18 protein-coding genes are annotated in these 18882 nt (G+C 64.7%); 9 read left to right on the plus strand and 9 right to left on the minus strand.

Features of this window, described 5'->3' with window-relative positions; genetic code table 11:
• Positions 1-2 precede the first annotated feature (2 nt).
• Both V0R59_RS10250 and V0R59_RS10255 read right to left on the minus strand, forming a co-directional pair.
• Positions 3-674, minus strand: a complete 672-nt coding sequence (locus V0R59_RS10250; RefSeq protein ID WP_330072965.1) for a methionine ABC transporter permease — start codon at positions 672-674, stop codon at positions 3-5.
• Positions 674-1681, minus strand: a complete 1008-nt coding sequence (locus tag V0R59_RS10255; RefSeq protein WP_330072966.1) for a methionine ABC transporter ATP-binding protein — start codon at positions 1679-1681, stop codon at positions 674-676. Before V0R59_RS10255 ends, V0R59_RS10250 begins: the two co-directional genes overlap by 1 nt.
• A 225-nt stretch (positions 1682-1906) precedes the next feature.
• On the opposite strand from V0R59_RS10255, the gene katE reads away from it, so the two are divergent.
• Complete coding sequence (gene katE / locus V0R59_RS10260; protein ID WP_330072967.1) at positions 1907-4045, plus strand: catalase HPII; 2139 nt, start codon at positions 1907-1909, stop codon at positions 4043-4045.
• Positions 4046-4150: 105 nt separating this feature from the next.
• On the opposite strand, the gene V0R59_RS10265 is transcribed toward katE, so the two are convergent.
• The 4 genes from V0R59_RS10265 to zur all read right to left on the minus strand — a co-directional run bounded on the left by V0R59_RS10265 (position 4151) and on the right by zur (position 7017).
• On the minus strand, positions 4151-4870 hold the full coding sequence (locus V0R59_RS10265; protein ID WP_330072968.1) for a PA5502 family lipoprotein: 720 nt from the start codon (positions 4868-4870) through the stop codon (positions 4151-4153).
• A gap of 122 nt (positions 4871-4992) precedes the next feature.
• Positions 4993-5775 carry a zinc ABC transporter permease subunit ZnuB gene (gene znuB / locus V0R59_RS10270; RefSeq protein ID WP_330072969.1) on the minus strand — a complete coding sequence of 261 codons (783 nt, stop codon included), beginning with the start codon at positions 5773-5775 and terminating at the stop codon, positions 4993-4995.
• Entirely contained in the window at positions 5768-6535 is a 768-nt protein-coding gene (znuC, locus tag V0R59_RS10275) for a zinc ABC transporter ATP-binding protein ZnuC (RefSeq protein ID WP_330072970.1), read from the minus strand. Before znuC ends, znuB begins: the two co-directional genes overlap by 8 nt.
• Complete coding sequence (gene zur, locus V0R59_RS10280) at positions 6535-7017, minus strand: zinc uptake transcriptional repressor Zur (RefSeq protein ID WP_330072971.1); 483 nt, start codon at positions 7015-7017, stop codon at positions 6535-6537. Before zur ends, znuC begins: the two co-directional genes overlap by 1 nt.
• Before the next feature lie 66 nt (positions 7018-7083).
• Here zur and V0R59_RS10285 point away from each other — a divergent pair, with 66 nt between their 5' ends.
• Positions 7084-8013, plus strand: coding sequence for a zinc ABC transporter substrate-binding protein (locus V0R59_RS10285; RefSeq protein WP_330072972.1), 930 nt, complete (start codon positions 7084-7086; stop codon positions 8011-8013).
• 94 nt (positions 8014-8107) lie between these two features.
• Here the strand turns inward: V0R59_RS10285 and V0R59_RS10290 are convergent, their stop codons facing one another.
• Together V0R59_RS10290 and V0R59_RS10295 are read right to left on the minus strand one after the other, a co-directional pair.
• Entirely contained in the window at positions 8108-9058 is a 951-nt protein-coding gene (locus V0R59_RS10290) for a homoserine kinase (RefSeq protein ID WP_330072973.1), read from the minus strand.
• Positions 9059-9121: 63 nt separating this feature from the next.
• Positions 9122-9409, minus strand: coding sequence for a DUF2782 domain-containing protein (locus V0R59_RS10295; RefSeq protein ID WP_330072974.1), 288 nt, complete (start codon positions 9407-9409; stop codon positions 9122-9124).
• A gap of 74 nt (positions 9410-9483) precedes the next feature.
• Here V0R59_RS10295 and polA point away from each other — a divergent pair, with 74 nt between their 5' ends.
• A complete protein-coding gene (gene polA / locus V0R59_RS10300) occupies positions 9484-12297 on the plus strand; it encodes a DNA polymerase I (protein ID WP_330072975.1) in 2814 nt (937 codons plus the stop codon).
• A gap of 292 nt (positions 12298-12589) precedes the next feature.
• Here polA and yihA read toward each other — a convergent pair whose 3' ends face one another.
• The gene (gene yihA, locus V0R59_RS10305; protein ID WP_330072976.1) at positions 12590-13222 is read right to left on the minus strand and encodes a ribosome biogenesis GTP-binding protein YihA/YsxC; all 633 of its coding nucleotides are present in this window, start codon (positions 13220-13222) and stop codon (positions 12590-12592) included.
• A gap of 192 nt (positions 13223-13414) precedes the next feature.
• On the opposite strand from yihA, the gene V0R59_RS10310 reads away from it, so the two are divergent.
• The 6 genes from V0R59_RS10310 to V0R59_RS10335 all read left to right on the plus strand — a co-directional run bounded on the left by V0R59_RS10310 (position 13415) and on the right by V0R59_RS10335 (position 18879).
• Positions 13415-13705 (plus strand): c-type cytochrome, encoded by a 291-nt coding sequence (locus tag V0R59_RS10310; protein WP_330072977.1) that lies wholly within the window; start codon positions 13415-13417, stop codon positions 13703-13705.
• A gap of 46 nt (positions 13706-13751) precedes the next feature.
• The gene (locus V0R59_RS10315; RefSeq protein ID WP_330072978.1) at positions 13752-14369 is read left to right on the plus strand and encodes a c-type cytochrome; all 618 of its coding nucleotides are present in this window, start codon (positions 13752-13754) and stop codon (positions 14367-14369) included.
• Between the two features lie 174 nt (positions 14370-14543).
• Positions 14544-15173, plus strand: a complete 630-nt coding sequence (dsbA, locus tag V0R59_RS10320) for a thiol:disulfide interchange protein DsbA (protein WP_330072979.1) — start codon at positions 14544-14546, stop codon at positions 15171-15173.
• A 12-nt stretch (positions 15174-15185) separates the two neighbouring features.
• Positions 15186-16040, plus strand: coding sequence for an endonuclease/exonuclease/phosphatase family protein (locus V0R59_RS10325; protein ID WP_330072980.1), 855 nt, complete (start codon positions 15186-15188; stop codon positions 16038-16040).
• Positions 16041-16055: 15 nt separating this feature from the next.
• The gene (locus V0R59_RS10330; RefSeq protein WP_330072981.1) at positions 16056-18038 is read left to right on the plus strand and encodes a GGDEF domain-containing protein; all 1983 of its coding nucleotides are present in this window, start codon (positions 16056-16058) and stop codon (positions 18036-18038) included.
• Positions 18039-18093: 55 nt separating this feature from the next.
• Positions 18094-18879: an N-acetylmuramoyl-L-alanine amidase gene (locus V0R59_RS10335; protein ID WP_330072982.1), complete on the plus strand. Its 786-nt coding sequence runs from the start codon at positions 18094-18096 to the stop codon at positions 18877-18879.
• Positions 18880-18882: the final 3 nt, after the last annotated feature.

The following is an 18882-nucleotide window of genomic DNA, read 5'->3' on the forward strand; positions in this document are numbered from 1 at the left end:
CTTCATTTACGGGAAAAGTGCACCACCAGTTTGTCGCCGACGCTCTGCAGAACTTGAACCAGGATCAGCAGCAGGACCACGGTGACGATCATCACGTCGGTCTGGAAACGCTGGTAGCCGAAGCGGATCGCCAGGTCGCCGAGACCGCCGGCGCCCACCACGCCGGCCATGGCGGTGTAGGACACCAGGGTGATGGCGGTGACGGTGATGGCGGCGAAGATGCCCGGCCGCGCTTCCGGCAGCAGTGCGTTGACGATGATCTGCCGGGTGCTGGCGCCCATGGACTGGGTCGCCTCGATGATGCCGCGGTCCACCTCGCGCAGCGCGGTTTCCACCAGGCGTGCGAAGAACGGCGTGGCCCCCACCACCAGCGGCGGGATGGCCCCGGCAACGCCCAGGGAGGTGCCGGTGATCAGTACGGTGATCGGGATCATCACGATCAGCAGGATGATGAACGGCAGCGAGCGCAGGATGTTCACCACCAGCGACAGCACGGCATAGATGCCCTTCTGCTCGAACATCTGCCGCGGGCCGAACATGAACAGCAGCACGCCCAGCGGCAGGCCCAACAGCACGGTGAAGAACAGCGAGCCGAACAGCATGATGAAGGTGTCGCCGGTGGCCAGCCAGATCTCGGACCAGTCGACGTTGGCGAAGAAACTCAGGGCGTCCATCAGCGCAGTACCTCCATATGAACGTCAGCCGCGGTGAAGCGGGCGAAGGCCGCTTCCATGTCGCCGCCGGTGACGGCCAGGGTCAATTGCCCATAGGGGGTGTCCTTGATGCGGTCGATGCGGCCGGCAAGGATGCTGTAGTCGACGCCGGTCTCGCGGGCCACGGTGCCCAGCAGCGGCGCGTAGGTGGCGTCGCCCTGGAAGGTCAGGCGCACGATGCGGCCTGGCACGTGGGCGAAGTCGTCGCGCTGCTCGGCTTCGTCGACCTGCTCGTCTTCCTGGACAAAACGCCGGGTGGTCGGGTGCTGCGGGTGCAGGAACACGTCCGCTACCGGGCCCTGCTCGACGATGCGCCCGGCATCCATCACGGCGACGCGGTCGCAGACGCGGCGGATCACGTCCATTTCATGGGTGATGAGCACGATGGTCAGGTTCAGCTCGCGGTTGATCTCCGCCAGCAGTTGCAGGACCTGGCCGGTGGTCTGCGGGTCGAGGGCGCTGGTGGCCTCGTCGCACAGCAGGATCTTCGGCCGGGTCGACAGGGCGCGGGCGATGCCGACGCGCTGCTTCTGGCCGCCGGACAGTTGCGCCGGGTACTTCTTCGCATGCTCGGACAGGCCGACGCGCTGCAGCAGCTCGGCGACCCGCGCGTCGATTTCCTTGCGCGACAGCTCGCCGGCCAGGGTCAGCGGCAGGCCGACGTTGTCGGCAACGGTCTTCGAGGCCAGGAGGTTGAAGTGCTGGAAGATCATCCCGACCTGCTGGCGGAAACGGCGCAGGTGGCTGGCGTCGAACGCGGTGACGTCTTCGCCGTCGACGATGATCTTGCCGCCGCTGGGCGCTTCCAGGCGGTTGATCAGGCGCAGCAGGGTGCTTTTGCCGGCACCCGAGTGGCCGATCAGGCCGAACACCTGGCCGTTCTCGATGCTCAGGCTGGTGGGGTGCAGCGCGGGGATATCCCTACCGCCGACGCGGTAGGTCTTGTGGACTTGTTGGAACTCGATCACGTAGCGAACCTTGTGGGGCGCATGGGAATGGGATCAGCGGTTAGCCGGTCGCGCATTTTAGCCTGTTCGCTTAGAGGTTCTTAGCATTTATTTCGTAATCGACCAATGCCGCCGGCATAACGCGATCAGTGGTCAATCCGATGGAACGTCGGCGAAGTCGCCTCAGTCACTAGCAAAACAGCCCGCAACGGGCGACACGTGATGAACCGATGAGGACCGTACGCCATGCCCAGCAAGAAAGACGCGCCCAAGGAAAGCCAGCTCGCCGGAACCCGCACGCCCGACCGGGCCAACACCAATGCCAAGCTGCAGAGCCTGGAGTCGGTGCGCAGCGATGCCACCGGCCAGGCCCTGCGCACCAACCAGGGCGTGAAGATCGCCGACAACCAGAACAGCCTGAAGGCCGGTGCCCGCGGCCCGTCGCTGCTGGAAGACTTCATCATGCGCGAGAAGATCACGCATTTTGACCATGAGCGCATCCCGGAGCGCATCGTCCATGCCCGCGGCACCGGCGCCCACGGCTACTTCCAGTCCTACGGCAACCACGCCGAGCTGACCAAGGCCGGCTTTCTCCAGGACCCGGAGAAGATCACTCCGGTGTTCGTGCGTTTTTCCACCGTGCAGGGGCCGCGCGGCTCCGGCGACACGGTGCGCGACGTGCGTGGCTTTGCCGTGAAGTTCTTCACCGACGAAGGCAACTTCGACCTGGTGGGCAACAACATGCCGGTGTTCTTCATCCAGGACGCGATCAAGTTTCCCGATTTCGTCCACGCGGTGAAGCCCGAGCCGCACAACGAGATCCCCACCGGCGGTTCGGCCCATGACACTTTCTGGGATTTCGTCTCGTTGGTGCCGGAATCGGCGCACATGGTCATCTGGGCCATGTCCGACCGGGCCATCCCGAAAAGCCTGCGGACCATGGAAGGCTTCGGCGTGCATACCTTCCGCCTGATCAACGCCGAGGGCGTGGCCAGCTTCGTCAAGTTCCACTGGAAGCCGAAGCAGGGCGTGCTGTCGCTGCTGTGGGATGAAGCGCAGAAGCTCGCCGGCAAGGACACCGACTACCACCGCCGCGACCTCTGGGAAGCCATCGAGACCGGCAACTATCCGGAATGGGAACTGGGCGTACAGATTGTCCCGGAGGCGGACGAGCACAAGTTCGAGTTCGACCTGCTCGACCCGACCAAGATCATTCCCGAGGAACTGGTGCCGGTAACGCCGCTGGGCAAGATGGTGCTCAATCGCAACCCGGACAACTTCTTTGCCGAGGTCGAGCAGGTCGCCTTCTGCCCGGGGCATATCGTGCCCGGCATCGATTTCACCAACGACCCGCTGCTGCAGGGCCGCCTGTTCTCCTACACCGACACGCAGATCAGCCGTCTCGGTGGGCCGAACTTCCACGAGATCCCGATCAACCGCCCGCTGGCGCCGAACCACAACGGCCAGCGTGATGCCATGCACCGGGTCACCCTGGACAAGGGTCGGGCCGCCTACGAGCCCAACTCCATCGACGGTGGCTGGCCGAAGGAAACCCCTCCGGCGGCGCGGGATGGCGGTTTCGAGTCGTATCAGGAGCGGATCGACGCGCACAAGATCCGCGAGCGCAGCCCGTCGTTCGCCGATCACTTCTCCCAGGCGCGGCTGTTCTTCCACAGCATGAGCCCCAACGAGCAGCAGCATATCGTCAACGCCTACAGCTTCGAGCTGGGCAAGGTGGAGCGCGAGCATATCCGGGTGCGCGAGGTGAACGAGATCCTCGCCAACATCGACCTCGACCTGGCTGCCAAGGTGGCGGCCAACCTGGGCCTGCCGGCGCCGAAGGCCGGGACGGTGGAGGTGCCGAAGCTGTCGCTGAAGGCTTCGCCGGCGCTGAGCCAGCTGAATCATCCGGGCGAAGGCGTGAAAGGCCGCAAGGTGGCGCTGCTGGTGGCGGATGGTGTCGATGGCGCCCTGGCCGACAAGCTGACCAAGGCGCTGGAAGCCGAGAGTCTGCAGATCAAGGTGCTTGGCCCTACGTCCGCGCCGGTGAAGACAGCGGATGGCAAGAGCCTGGCGGTGGATGCCTCGATGGAAGGGTTGCCTTCCGTGGCGTTCGATGCCGTGTGGGTGGCGGGCGGCAAGGGCGTGGTGGATGCGCTCAAGGCCGACGGGACGGCGGTGCACTTCGTCCTTGAAGCCTACAAGCACCTCAAGCCACTGGCCGGCGACAAGGACGCCAAGGCCTGGTTCGACGAGCTCCGGCTGAAGGCCGATGCCGGCTTGCTCGCAGGCAGCGATGCGAAGACCTACAAGGCCTTCGTCAAGGCCATCGGCATGCATCGGGTGTGGGCGCGGGAGGCGGCGGCCAAGGCTATTCCGGCCTGATCACCGTCCCCTGTGGGAGCGGGTTTACCCGCGATTGCAAGGGTGAATCCACTACCGCAATCGCGGGTGAACCCGCTCCTACAGGGGGACGCGTGCTGTTCGAGATTACTGGTCGCTGCGCTTCGGTGTCAGCACCACCTGCGCCGGTTGGCTGCGGTGGATTTCATGGCGCTGTTGCAAGTCGAAGGACGGGTCGCGTTTGTCGACTCGCTTGGCCAGCAAGGTCGACAACCACGGGTAGTCGGCCGTACGCGGCACCTGGAAGACCACCTCGCATTGGTAATTCACCACGTCGCTGGCGATATCGTCGAGCTGGCGACGCAACTTGCCGATATCACCAATCTCCAGGGCGATCACTGTACTTGGCGCGGTCGGATCGATCACCTTGGCTTTCGGCTTGGCCTCGGCCGCCTTCAGTGCCGCTTCGGCCCGTTCCAGCTCGGCCTTGCGCGCCTGGGCGATCGCACCATTGACCCCGCCGGTCAGCGCCGGTGCCTTGGGCATCAGCGCGCGGGCGCGGCTCAGGGCGGTGGCCGCGGCGTTCACATCACCCTTCTGCAGCACGATCTGGCTACGTTGCAGATAGGCCTCGGCCAACTGCCGCTGGTACTGCTCCAGGCGGCTGTCGTCCGGCGCTTGCGCCTGGAGCGTGGCCAACTGGTCCTCGGCGGTGGCCAGCTCATTGCTGGCGATGCTCTGCTGCAATTGCTGCCAGGCGTCCGGCGTGGCGGGCACGACCGGGCTTTCCACCGGCTTGCTGGCGCAGGCGGACAGAATCAGGGAAAACGCGGCAAGGAGCAGATAACGGGAGGCGAACGGCTTCATTCCTACGACTCTCTATTTGCGCGAAAAACGAGCAAGTCTACACCCAGTCCGTGGGCGGGAACATCACTCCTTCCTGGATTCAGGCGGCGGGCACCCCCGTGCGGGAGGTGCCCGGGGGGCAATCAGCGCTTGGGCAGGGCCAGGCTCAGCAAGAATAGCACCGCGGCACACACCACGATGGAAGGGCCGGCGGGGGTGTCCTTGAACCAGGACATGGCCAGGCCGCCACAGACCGCGGCCACACCGATGAGGCTGGCGCCCAGGGCCATCTGTTCCGGCGAGCGGGCGTGGCGCTGGGCGGCGGCGGCGGGAATGATCAGCAGCGAGGTGATCAGCAGCACGCCGACGATCTTCATCGCCACGGCGATCACCACGGCGATCAGCAGCATCAGCGCCAGGCGCAGCCCGGCCACCGGCAGGCCTTCGACCCGCGCCAGTTCCTCGTGCACTGTGACCGCCAGCAGCGGTCGCCACAGGGCGACCATCAGCAACAGCACCGCAGCGCTGCCGCCGAGGATCCAGGCCAGGTCCCCCGGGCTGATCGCCAGCAGGTCGCCGAACAGGTAGGCCATCAGGTCGATGCGCACGTCGTGCATGAAGCTCAGCACCACCAGGCCGAGGGACAGGGTGCTCGGCGCAAGGATGCCGAGCAGGGTGTCCGAGGCCAGCGGTTGGCGCTGCTGCAGGGTCACCAGGAGGATCGCCAGCAACAGGCAGCCGACGGTCACCGCCAGCGCCGGGCTGATGTCGAGCATGAAGCCGAGGGCCACGCCGAGCAGCGCGGCATGGGACAGGGTGTCGCCGAAATAGGCCATGCGCCGCCAGACCACGAAGGAGCCGAGCGGGCCGGCGACCAGGGCCAGGGCCAGGCCTGCGAGCAGGGCGTAGAGCAGGAAATCAGCCATGCTTGCAGTTTTCTCCGTGGACATGCGGGGCGACCACCGAGCCGTGCAGGTCGTGGCTGTGGTCGTGATGGTGGTGATAGATCGCCAGACTCGGCGCGTTGTTGCCGAACAGCTCGACGAAGGCCGGGTCGCCGCTGACCTGCTCCGGGTGCCCGGAACAGCAGACGTGACGATTGAGGCAGACCACCTGGTCGGTGGTGCTCATCACCAGGTGCAGGTCGTGGGAGACCATCAGCACGCCGCAACCGTGGCGGTCGCGCAGGCGGGTGATCAGGCTGTACAGCTCGGCCTGGCCGGCGACGTCGACGCCCTGCACCGGTTCGTCCAGTACCAGCAGCTCGGGCTCGCGCAGCAAGGCGCGGGCCAGCAGCACGCGCTGCATCTCGCCGCCGGAGATGGTCTGGATCGGGCTGTCGATCACTTGCTCGGCGCCGACTTCCTCCAGCGCGGACAACGCCGCTGCACGGTCCACGCCGGGAACCAGGCGCAGGAAGCGCAGCACCGAGAGCGGCAGGGTGGCGTCCACCTGGAGCTTCTGCGGCATGTAGCCGATGCGCAGCTTCGGCTTGCGCCAGACGCTGCCGCTGCCCGGCTTGAGCAGGCCGAGCACGGCGCGCACCAGGGTGGTCTTGCCAGCGCCGTTGGGGCCGATCAGGGTGACGATCTGCCCGGGCTCGACGGTCAGGTCGATGCTGTCGAGGATGGTCTGCCCGGAAATGGCGACGCCCACCTGTTGCAGGCGGATCAAGGCATTGCTCATCACGCGCTCCGGCAGTTGCCGCAGAGTCCGACCACTTCGACGGTCTGCGCCTCGACGCTGAAACCGACGTCGTTGGCGCTGGCCACGATGGCGTTGCTGATCGCCGGCTGTTCCAGTTCGATGGCCACGTGGCAGTTGCGGCAGATCAGGAACTGGCCCTGGTGCGCGTGCTCCGGGTGGCTGCAGCCGATGAAGGCGTTGAGCGAGGCGATGCGGTGCACCAGGCTGTTTTCCAGGAGGAAATCCAGCGCCCGATAGACGGTCGGCGGCGCGGCGCGGCGGCCGTCCTGTTCGCTCAGCACGGCGAGGATGTCGTAGGCGCCCAGCGGCTTGTGGCTCTGCCAGACCAGCTCCAGCACACGCCGGCGCAGGGCGGTCAGACGCAGCCCCTGGCGTGCGCACAGGGCATCGGCCTCGGCCAGGGCGGTGTGGACGCAGTGGGAATGGTCGTGGGGACGATTGGCCAGGGGAGTATTCGGCATGGGCGGCGACGGTTCTGGACGGAGACGTTATTATGTTACCTGTTCTTGCATCAGTGAGTGCTCACCGTGTCCCGATTTTTTGCCCTTTTTGTCGCTTTTGTCTCAACCCTGGCCGTGTTGTCCCCGGCCCAGGCCGAGGTCCGGGTACTGACCAGCATCCAGCCGCTGCAGCTGATTGCCGCGGCGGTCCAGGACGGTGTCGGCAAGCCGGAAGTGCTGCTGCCGCCGGGGGCTTCGCCGCACCACTACGCGCTGCGGCCGTCCGACGTACGGCGCGTGGCGGAGGTCGACCTGCTGTACTGGATCGGTCCGGACATGGAGGGCTTCCTGCCCCGTGTGGTGGGCAGCCGCAACAAGCTGACGGTGGCGGTGCAGGGCCTGCCGGGCATGAAGCTGCGTCACTTCGGCGAGGACAGCCATTCCCATGAAGAACACGGTGACGATGCCGACGAGCACGATCATGACCACCGTCCCGGCAGCCTCGATGCGCACCTGTGGCTGTCCACGGTCAATGCCCGGGTGATCGCCGCGCGCATGGCCAGCGACCTGAGCGCGGCCGATCCGGCCAACGCGGCGCGCTACCAGAGCAACCTGAAGGCCTTCGACGCCCGTCTCGACGCCTTGGACCAGCGCCTGAAAGCGCGCATGGCAGGTGTGGCGGGCAAGCCGTATTTCGTCTTCCACGAAGCGTTCGACTATTTCGAGTCGGCCTATGGCGTGCAGCACACGGGCGTCTTCAGTGTGGCTTCGGAGGTACAGCCGGGGGCCCAGCACGTGGCTGCCATGCGCAAGCGCCTGCAGGAAGTGGGCAAGACCTGCGTGTTCAGCGAGCCGCCATTGCGGCCAAGGCTGGCCGAGACGCTGACTGCGGGCTTGCCGGTGAAGCTGGCAGAGCTGGATGCGCTGGGCGGGACTCTGCCGGTGGACGCCAATGGCTATGAGACGTTGCTGGATAACCTGGGCAACGGTTTGGCGGGGTGCCTGGAAAGCCTGTAAAGGCCACGACGCGGACCCTGTGGGAGCGGCTTCAGCCGCGATTGCGATAGTGGGTTCACCACCGTAATCGCGGGTGAACCCGCTCCCACAGTATTTACAGGGCGAACGGAAGTGCCAGGCTCACGTCCTGACGGGCTTTCAAGCGCACCTCGAACTCCGCCGGATCGTGAATCATCACGTCCATCCCGGCGAACGATTCGGCCGCGATCAACCGCGACAACCAGAACCGTACGCACGCCACCCGCAGCATCACCGGCCACAGCTCCGCTTCCGCCGCCGTGAACGGCCGCAACGCCGCATAGGCACCGAGGAACGCGCGCGCCCGCGTCCCGTCGATCTGCCCGGCGTCATCACAGCACCAGTCGTTCAGGGTAATCGCCAGGTCGTACAGCATCGGCCCGGAACAGGCGTTGTAGAAGTCGATCACCCCGGTCAGGTGGGTGCCTTCGAACATGGTGTTGTCGCGGAACAGGTCGGCATGCACGTTGGCCCGTGGCAACGCCATGATCCGCGCATGATTGGCGGCGATCTCCTCCAGGCTGCCCTTGAGCAGCGCCTGCTGCCCTGCATTCAACCTGGCCATCAGCTCGTTGCCGGCTTCCAGCATCCAGTCCAGGCCGCGGTCGGTCTTGCGTTCCAGCACCTTGTCGCGGGTCGCCAGGTGCAGGTGCGCCATGAACTCGGCGATCTGCACGCAATGCTGGGCGTTCGGCGCCTTGGGGTGCTTGCCGGCCAGGCGCGGTTGCAGCAGCGCCGGCTTGCCGGCCAGCTCGCGCAGGGCCACGCCGTCGGTGGCGCGCAGCGCGTACGGCACCGGCAGGTCGGCTTCGTGGAGCACGTCGAGCAGTTCGATGAAGAACGGCAGGTCCTGGATCGGCCCGCGTTCCACCAGTGTCAGCACGAACTCCCCCTGTTCGAGGCTGATGAAGAAGTTGCTGTTCTCGGTACCGGCGGCGATGCCCTGGAAGTCCAGCAGGCGACCCAGTCCATAGGGGGCCAGAAAGGTTTCCAGCTCGGGCCGGGTCAGGGGGGTGAACACAGACATGGTCAAAAACGGCTCATGCAGGCACGTCGTCGCGACGTGCCGGGTGGATGTTAAGGGTCCGCATCACCACTCGAAGATCTTCCACGAGGGAATCAGCATGTCGGGCTGGTCGGACCGGATGAAATTGGCGTCGGTACCATCGGCGCGCACCAGGAAGTACGGCTTGCCGTTCTTCGGTGTGACCTTGATGGCATACAGGAAACCGTTCTGACGGTACTCCTGGATGGTTTTGTCACCTTCCTGGCGAATGGTTACTTCCGGCTCGGCAGAGGGCGCGTCGTCCGCCGCCAGGGCCGCGACAGGCGTACCGACCAGCAGACCGAGCAACAACAGGCGATTGAGTGTACCCATGATAACCTTGTCCCTTTGTCGTCAATGATCCGGACATTCTAGCGCCGGGCCCGTCGAAAAGGTTGATTCCGCTCATGAGCCAAACCCCCCTCGTCCTGGTGGACGGTTCTTCGTACCTCTACCGTGCCTTCCACGCGCTGCCGCCGCTGACCACTTCCAAGGGCATGCCGTCCGGTGCGATCAAGGGTGTGCTGAACATGCTCAGGAGCCTGCGCAAGCAGTACCCGGACAGCCCCTTCGCCGTGGTCTTCGACGCCAAGGGCGGAACCTTCCGCGACGAGATGTTCGCCGACTACAAGGCCAACCGCCCGAGCATGCCCGACGACATGCGCGTGCAGATCGAGCCGCTGCACGCCGCCGTGCGCGCCCTCGGCTTCCCGCTGCTGTGCGTGGAAGGCGTCGAGGCTGACGACGTGATCGGCACCCTGGCCCGCAGCAGCGCCGCCGCAGCGCGCCCGGTAGTGGTTTCCACTGGCGACAAGGACATGGCCCAACTGGTGGACGAGCACGTTACGCTGGTCAACACCATGACCGGAACCGTGCTGGATATCGAAGGCGTAAAAGGGAAATTCGGTGTCGCTCCGGAGCAGATCATCGACCTGCTGGCGCTGATGGGCGATACCGCCGACAACATCCCCGGGGTCAAGGGCGTCGGCGAGAAGACTGCAGTCGGCCTGCTGGTCGGCGTGAATGGCGGCCTGAAAGAGCTGTACGACAACCTCGACATCGTTCCGACCCTGCCGATCCGCGGCGCCAAGACCCTGCCGGCCAAGCTCCTGGAAAGCAAGGAAATGGCGTTCCTCTCCTACCAGCTGGCGACCATCAAGTGCGATGTCGAGCTGGAGGTCGGCCTGGATGACCTGCACCTGGGCCAGCCGGATCACGACAAGTTGCTGGAGCTCTACACCGAGCTGGAGTTCAAGGGCTGGATCGGCGAGCTGGAACGCGAAGCCCGCCGTGCCACCCAACCGGCGCCGGTGGCGGAACTGGACCTGACCGTGGCCGTGGTTGGCGATGACGCGGTGGTGGTTGCCGAAGTGGAAGTGCCGGTGGAGCCGGTCTACGAGACCATCCTCGACCAGGCCCGCTTCGACGCCTGGCTGCAGAAGCTCAAGGACGCCCCGCTGTTCGCCTTCGACACCGAGACCACCGGCATCGATGCGCAGCAGGCGCAGCTGGTGGGCGTGTCCTTCGCGGTGAAGGCCTTCGAGGCAGCTTATATCCCGCTGACCCACAGCTACCCGGACGCCCCGCCGCAGCTGGACCGCAATGCGGTGCTGAAGGCCCTGAAACCGCTGCTGGAAGACCCGGGCAAGCTCAAGGTCGGCCAGCACGCCAAGTTCGACATGAACATCCTCGCCAACTGCGCCATCGATGGCGACCAGGCCAACGGCATCACTGTGCGCGGCGTGGCGTTCGACACCATGCTCGAATCCTACGTGCTCAACTCCACGGCGATCCGCCATGACATGGACAGCCTGGCGAAGAAGTACCTCGACTACACCACGGTGAAGTTCGAGGACATCGCCGGCAAGGGTGCCAAGCAGGTGACCTTCGACAAGATCCACCTGGACAAGGCCGGCCCCTACGCAGCCGAAGACGCCGACGTGACCCTGCGCCTGCACCAGACCCTGTTCCCGCAGTTGCAGGCCATCCCGACCCTGGCCAGCGTGGTGACCGACATCGAGATGCCACTGGTCCCGGTGCTGGCGCGCATCGAGCGCCAGGGCGCGCTGGTCGACCCGGAACTGCTGAAGATCCAGAGCCAGGAGCTGGGCGACAAGATGGCCGAACTGGAACGCGAGGCCATCGAGCTGGCCGGCGAGCCGTTCAACCTGGGCTCGCCGCGCCAGTTGGGAGCGATCCTCTACGACAAGTTCGGCCTGCCGGTATTGAAGAAGACTGCCAAGGGCCAGCCGTCCACCGCCGAGGAGGTTCTCGACGAACTGGCCGAGGAAGGCTATCCGCTGCCACGAGTGCTGATGCAGTACCGCTCGCTGAGCAAGCTGAAAAGCACCTACACCGATCGCCTGCCGGAGCAGATCAACCCGCGTACCCAGCGCATCCATACCTCCTACGGCCAGGCGGTGGCCGCCACCGGTCGCCTGTCGTCCAGTGACCCGAACCTGCAGAACATCCCGGCACGTACCGCCGAAGGCCGGCGCATCCGCCAGGCGTTCATCGCGCCGAAGGGCTACAAGCTGCTGGCGGCGGACTATTCGCAGATCGAGCTGCGCATCATGGCCCACCTGTCCCGCGATGAAGGGCTGATGAACGCCTTCCGTGACGGCCTGGACGTCCACACCGCCACCGCCGCCGAAGTCTTCAACGTTGCATTGGACGAAGTGACTTCCGACCAGCGGCGCAGTGCCAAGGCGATCAACTTCGGTCTGATCTATGGCATGGGCGCGAAGAAGCTGGGCAAGGACATCGGTGTCGAGACCAAGCAGGCCAAGGCTTACATCGATGCCTACTTTGCTCGCTACCCGGGTGTGCGCGAGTACATGGACAGCACCCGCAAGCAGGCCGCCGAGCAAGGCTTCGTGGAAACCCTGTTCGGCCGTCGGCTGTACCTGCCGGCGATCAACTCCAGCCGGCCGATGGAGCGTGCCGGCGCCGAGCGCACGGCGATCAACGCGCCGATGCAGGGCACTGCGGCAGACATCATCAAGCGCGCCATGGTGGCGGTGGACAACTGGCTGGAAAGCTCCGGCCTGGATGCCCGGGTGATCCTCCAGGTGCACGACGAACTGGTGTTGGAAGTGCGCGAAGACCTCATCGAGCAGGTTCGCGAGGAAATTCGCCCGCACATGAGCAACGCCGCGCAACTGGATGTTCCGCTGGTGGTGGACGTTGGAGTTGGCTCGAACTGGGACGAAGCGCACTGATCATGCGGGGAAATGTTGCGACATAAGGTCGCAGACAATGCCCGACGGAATTTATCGGGCATTAAGAGGTTTCCTACTTATCGCAAATAGTTTCTACATGCCCGGAACTAATCCGGTGAATCGACACTCAGAGGTACTGAATGGCTGGTGAAGCCCTTCAATGCTCCTATGTTGTGTTAAGTGTTGGCAGATATCCGGACCCCGCCCTAGCGGTTCGGAACTTGAACCCCGAACTTCCCCCTCCCCATACGAAGTCCGGGGTTTTTTTTGCCCGGAATTTACCGGGCAGCCCTTATTCCGCGAGCTTGTCAGCCAGTTCCAGCCAGCGCGCGAGCACGCCGTAGGCCTCTTCCAGGCCCTGGCGCTTCGGTGCCGAGAACAGCTGGATGGTGATGCTGTCGCCCCACCCCTTGCGGATTTCCGACTGCACCTTGAGCAGCGTGTTCTTGGCCGCGCCGAAGGTCAGCTTGTCGGCCTTGGTCAGCAGGATGTGCATCGGCATGCCGCTGGCCTTGGACCAGTCGAGCATCATCTTGTCGAAGTCGGTCATGGGATGGCGCACGTCCATCATCAGGATCAGGCCCTTCAACGCCTCGCGGCTGCCCAGGTACGCCTCCAGGTGGCGCTGCCAGTGCTGCTTGAGCGGGATCGGCACTTTTGCATATCCGTAGCCCGGCAGGTCGACCAGACGCCGATCGTCGTCCAGACTGAAGAAGTTCAACAACTGAGTCCGACCCGGGGTTTTCGAGGTGCGCGCCAGGCTGGCGTGGGTCAGGGTGTTGAGGGCGCTGGACTTGCCGGCGTTCGAGCGACCGGCGAAGGCGACTTCGTAGCCTTCGTCAGGTGGACACTGGTCGACCTTGGCGGCACTGAGGGCGAATTTTGCCGTCTGGCAAAGTCCGAGGATGGGGTTTTTGACTTGCATGGGATGTCCGAGGTGAGCGTTGCCCGGGGTGGGTGCGGCAGGGTGTGTCGTTTCCGTTTCGGCAACTGGAGTATATAATGCCCTAGATTTTGTGTGCGCATTATCCCAGCGTAGGACGATGTGCACGGGGGCCCAGACTTTAAAGCTTGCGCGACAGAACGCAATGAGTCCCCAACCCTGAAGGGTCGTTCGATGACGAAATGGCTGCTTGCAATCGGTGTCTTGATACCGTTTTCCAGCGCTCAGGCTACACAGGATCCCGAGGCGTTGTACAACCGCACGTGTGCGGCCTGTCACGCCGGGCAGCTGCCACAGGCGCCGAAAGCGGGCGACCGTGCAGCCTGGGAGCCAAGGCTGGCGCAGGGTATGGAGATATTGGTCGGGCATGTAACCCAGGGTTTCAAGGCTATGCCGCCGCGTGGATTGTGCATGGACTGCAGTGCCGAGGACTACCAGGCAATCATCCATTGGATGAGCCAGTAGACCCGATACATAACTCTTTCACCCTTAGCCGTAGTTGGATTAGCTGATGAACAAACTTATCGTGAGTCTGCTGTTGACCCTGGGCGTTACAGGCGGCGCCAATGCCGCTGGCACTATCGTTGGCGATGCTACTGCCGGTCAGGCGAAAACGGCGGTTTGTGGCGCTTGTCACAATCCCGACGGCAACAGCCTGGCTCCGAACTTCCCGAAACTGGCCGGCCAGGGCGAGCGTTACCTGGTCAAGCAACTGAACGACATCAAGTCTGGCAAGCGCACCGTCCTGGAAATGACCGGTCTGCTGACCAACCTCAATGACCAGGACTTCGCCGATATCGCCGCCTACTTCGCCACCCAGAAAGGCAGCGTCGGTGCCGCCGATCCGAAGCTGGTCGAGCATGGCCGTGCGCTGTTCAACGGCGGCGACCTGTCCAAAGGCCTTCCAGCCTGCACCGGTTGCCACTCGCCAAATGGTGCTGGCCTGGCCGCTGCCGGCTTCCCGCACCTGGGTGGCCAGCATGCGCAGTACATCACCAAGCAACTGACCGACTTCCGCGAAGGCGATCGCACCAACGACGGCGACGCCACCACCATGCGCACCATCGCTTCCAAGCTGAGCAACAAGGACATCCAGGCACTGGCCAGCTACATCCAGGGTCTGCACTGATCCTCGGGCGCTACGTTAACGCTGCGTTAATGACGCGTCTGGAACATGAAAAGGGTGGCTTCGGCCGCCCTTTTTTATTGTTTCTGCCGTTACACTTACGAACTCGAACCCGCCTTGGCCTGTCAGAAGACACGTCGTTCAAGGGGCGACTCAAAGACTGCTCAGGAGTGAAGCATGCGTAATCTGATTCTCAGCGCCGCGCTGGTGGCCGCCAGCGTCTTCGGTATGACCGCCCAGGCTGCGGAGCCGGTAGCGGGCAAGGAATATATCGAGCTGAGCAACCCGGTGCCGGTGTCCCAGCCAGGCAAGATCGAGGTCGTCGAGCTGTTCTGGTATGGCTGCCCGCACTGCTACCACTTCGAACCGACCATCAACCCGTGGATCGACAAGCTGCCTGCCGACGTCAACTTCAAGCGCGTGCCCGCCATGTTCGGCGGCCCGTGGGATGCTCACGGCCAGATGTTCCTGACCCTCGAAGCCATGGGCGTCGAGCACAGCGTCCACGCCGCGGTCTTCGATGCCATCCAGAACCAGCGCAAGCGCCTGACCGACCCGCAGGACATGGCTGACTTCCTCGCCACCCAGGGCGTGGACAAGGACAAGTTCCTCGCCACCTTCAACTCCTTCGCCATCAAGGGCCAGGTCAACCAGGCCAAGGAACTGGCGAAGAAGTATGAAATCACCGGCGTGCCGAGCATGGTGGTCAACGGCAAGTACCGCTTCGACCTGGGCACCGCCGGCGGTCCGGAAGCCGTGCTGAACGTGGCTGACCAGCTGATCGCCAAGGAGCGCGCCGCTAAGTAAGCGGCGATCGCCATGGCACGCTGGAGAAGCGAGCGGGTCGTTGGCCTGTGTGATCCACGGGTCAACGAGCATCATCTGGGCGACGACAACCTGCCACGGGACGGTCGCCTGCGCCTGCTCAGCTTCAACATCCAGGTCGGGATCAGCACCGAGCGCTACCGGCACTACGTGACCCGCAGCTGGCAGCACCTGCTGCCGCACACCGGACGCTCCGGCAACCTGCAGAAGATCGGCCAGCTGCTCAACGATTTCGACCTGGTGGCCTTGCAGGAAGCCGATGGCGGCAGCCTGCGCTCGGGCTACGTCAACCAGGTCGAGCACCTGGCCCACCTTGGTGCCTTTCCCTACTGGTACCAGCAGCTCAACCGCAACCTCGGGCGTTTCGCCCAGCACAGCAATGGTGTGCTCAGTCGCCTGAAGCCGCAGTTGCTGGAGGATCACCCGCTGCCCGGCCCGGCCGGACGCGGGGCGATCCTGGTGCGTTTCGGCGAGGGCGAGGACGCCCTGGTGGTGGTGATGATGCACCTCGCCCTGGGTTCCAAGACCCGCGCCCGGCAACTGGCCTATATCCGCGAACTGATCGGCGGTTACCGTCACCAGGTGCTGATGGGCGACATGAACACCCACGCCACCGATCTGCTGCAACACTCTCCCCTGCGCGACCTCGGCCTGATTGCGCCGCAGGTCGAGGCGACCTTCCCCAGCTGGCGTCCACAACGCTGCCTGGATCACATCCTGCTCAGCCCGAGCTTGACGCTGGAACGCGTCGAAGTCCTTTCCCAGCCGATTTCCGATCATTTACCGGTCGCGGTTGAGATTCGTTTGCCTGATGCACTGACTGTGGATACGCTTCCGGTTTTGCGTTAGTCCGCGGGTCCGGGCATGAGCGACGAAGCAGAGCGCTGGAAAGAGAAGTACCTCAAGAGCATCGAACAGCAGGAAAAGCTGGAGCGCCGTTGGGAGGCCCGGCTCGACTTGCTGCGTCGCGGTCTCGTGCGCAGCACCCTGGCCGCGGAAGGCAGCGATCGCGTGGTGGACGAGTGCATGAAGGAAATGCGCGACGTCATCCGCACCGACAACATGGACGCCGCCCTCGCCGGCCTGATCCCCCGCCTTGAAAAAGCCGTGCTCGACTCCGAGCAGCGTCGCGCCACCCGCGTGACCCAGGTGACCACCGCGCTGACGTCGCTGGTCAACCAGCTGCAGGTGCTGTCCCTGCCCAGCGAAGTCCGGCGGCCCTTGAAGAAGCTTGGCAAGCAGGTGGAAACCCGCGCCGGCCAGTCGCGGGAAGTACCGTTGCTGCTGAGCGAGCTGAGCAAGCTGCAGGGCGAAGCCCTCGGTGCGCTTACCCACCCTGAGGAACACAACAAGCCGGGTTTCCTGCAACGCCTGTTCGGTGGTCGTGATGGCGTGGCCGAGCCTGTCGCGGAAAACACCGCGGTAGAGCCGGCGGAACCTGCCGTGGCGCGCAAGCCCGAGGTGCTGCCGATCGCCGATGTGGACGAGTTGAGCCCGTCGTCACCGCTGCCGGAAGAGCCGGAGCCTCCGCGTGCGGGTCCGGCCCTGGTCGAAGCCGAACCGATGGTGCTGGTCCAGCCGGTGGTCGAGGAGCCCGTTGCGGTCGAAGCCGTGGCGGCGGTCGCTGAACCTGAGCCTCAGGTGGAAGTGCAAGCGCAGCCCGTGGTTGCTGACGCAGTTATCGAGCCTGTCGCTGAAACCCCCGCGCCAGAGCCCGAGGCTACTGATTCCCGCGAACCGGAAATGACTCCGGAAGAGCTGCTCTATTCCCTGCCGGACGGCACCGAGCCGACCTACAGTTCGGTCGCTGATCATATCGAGAACACCCTGCTCGGACTGCTCGACGACCTCAGCCTGCCCGAGCGCCACCGGCCCCAGGCCGAGTCGATGCGCGAGCGTCTGGAGCACGGCCTGAACTGGTACGAACTGCTGCCGGTGCTGGATGACCTGGCGGTGCTGATGCTGGCGATCACCGACAGCGGCCAGCATGAATTCGAAGCCTACCTGCAACAGCTCAACGAGCGCCTGGAGTCGTTCCAGAGCCATCTGCAGGAGGCCAGCGAAGGCCACGCCGACAACCAGTCCGCCGAACGCGACCTGAACAGCCAGTTGCGCGAACAGGTCGATGGCCTGCACAGCAGCGTGCAGGGCGCGGCCGACCTGGACAGCCTCAAGCATGTACTGGAAGGCCGCCTCGAAGGCCTGCTCGGCACCATGGACGAACACCAGCACCAGCGCGACAAGCGCGAACAGGAGATGGCCACGCGCCTCAAGGGCCTGTCCGAGCGGGTTGCGCATATGGAACAGGAAGCCCAGGGTTACCGCGAGCACCTCGAAGAGCAGCGGCAGAAGGCCCTGGTCGATCCGCTCACCGGTCTGCCCAACCGCGCCGCCTGGTCCGAGCGCCTCGACCTGGAAATAGCCGAGTGGTCGGAGAAAGGCGGCCACCTGCTGATGGCCATCCTCGACCTCGATCACTTCAAGCGCATCAACGACAGCTACGGCCACCTGGCCGGCGACAAGGTGTTGAAGATCGTCGCCAACGAACTGCGCAAGCGCCTGCGCGCCCGGGACTTCATCGCCCGCTTCGGCGGCGAGGAATTCGTCCTGCTGATTCCGCAGACGCCGCTGGCCGGTGGTCTACAGTTGGCGGAGAGCCTGCGCGCGGCGGTGGAAGCCTGTCCGTTCCACTTCAAGGGCGAGCGGGTCACCATCACCCTGTCGGTGGGCGTCACCGCGTTCCGCTCCGGCGAGCGCAGCGACGCGGTGCTCAAGCGCGCCGACGAAGCCCTGTACCGGGCCAAGCACCTGGGCCGCAACCGCGTCGAACAGGGGGGCGCGGCCTGACCTGAGGTACGTTATGCTTTTGCATTACAGATTTCCCAGGCGTCGCCCCCTCTTCATGAAAGCGTTTTTCTCCCTCCTCCTGCTCGCTCTTCTCGCTGGCTGCACCAGTGGCCCGCAATTGCGGGTGGACCGCAGCCATACCTCGGTCAACCAGGACAGCCGTGTCCAGTTCGTCATCCTGCACTACACCAACGCCTCGCTGGAGCGGTCGCTGGCCCTGCTGACCCACGGCGAAGTCAGCAGCCACTACCTGATCGGCGACGATCGCGACGCCACCGTCTACCAGCTGGTCGATGAAAGCCGCCGTGCCTGGCACGCCGGTGAAAGCCAGTGGGAGGGCCGGACCTGGCTGAACTCGACGTCGATCGGTATCGAGATCGTCAATCCCGGCTACACCGACACCCCGACCGGGCGGGTCTGGCATCCGTACAGCGAGGCGCAGGTGCAGTCGCTGATCCTGCTGCTCAAGGACATAGCCAAGCGCAACAACATCCAGCCGCGGCACATCATCGGCCACAGCGATATCGCACCACTGCGCAAGCTCGATCCGGGGCCGATGTTCCCGTGGAAGCGCCTGGCCGACGAAGGCTTGGGCATCTGGCCGGACGCGCGGGCGGTGGCACCGCAGCAGGCGCGCTTCGCGGTCAATCCGCCGAGCGCGACCTGGTACCAGCAGCAGCTGGCGCGGTTTGGCTATGCGGTGCCGCAGACCGGTGAATTCGATGTTGCCACCCGGCATGTGATCGCGGCGTTCCAGATGCGCTTCCGCCCGCAGCGTTTCGATGGGCAGCCGGATGCGCAGACGGCCGCGATGCTGCAGGTGCTCAACAACATGCGCTAGGGC

Source organism: Pseudomonas ulcerans, assembly GCF_036324125.1.
Lineage (GTDB): Bacteria > Pseudomonadota > Gammaproteobacteria > Pseudomonadales > Pseudomonadaceae > Aquipseudomonas > Aquipseudomonas ulcerans.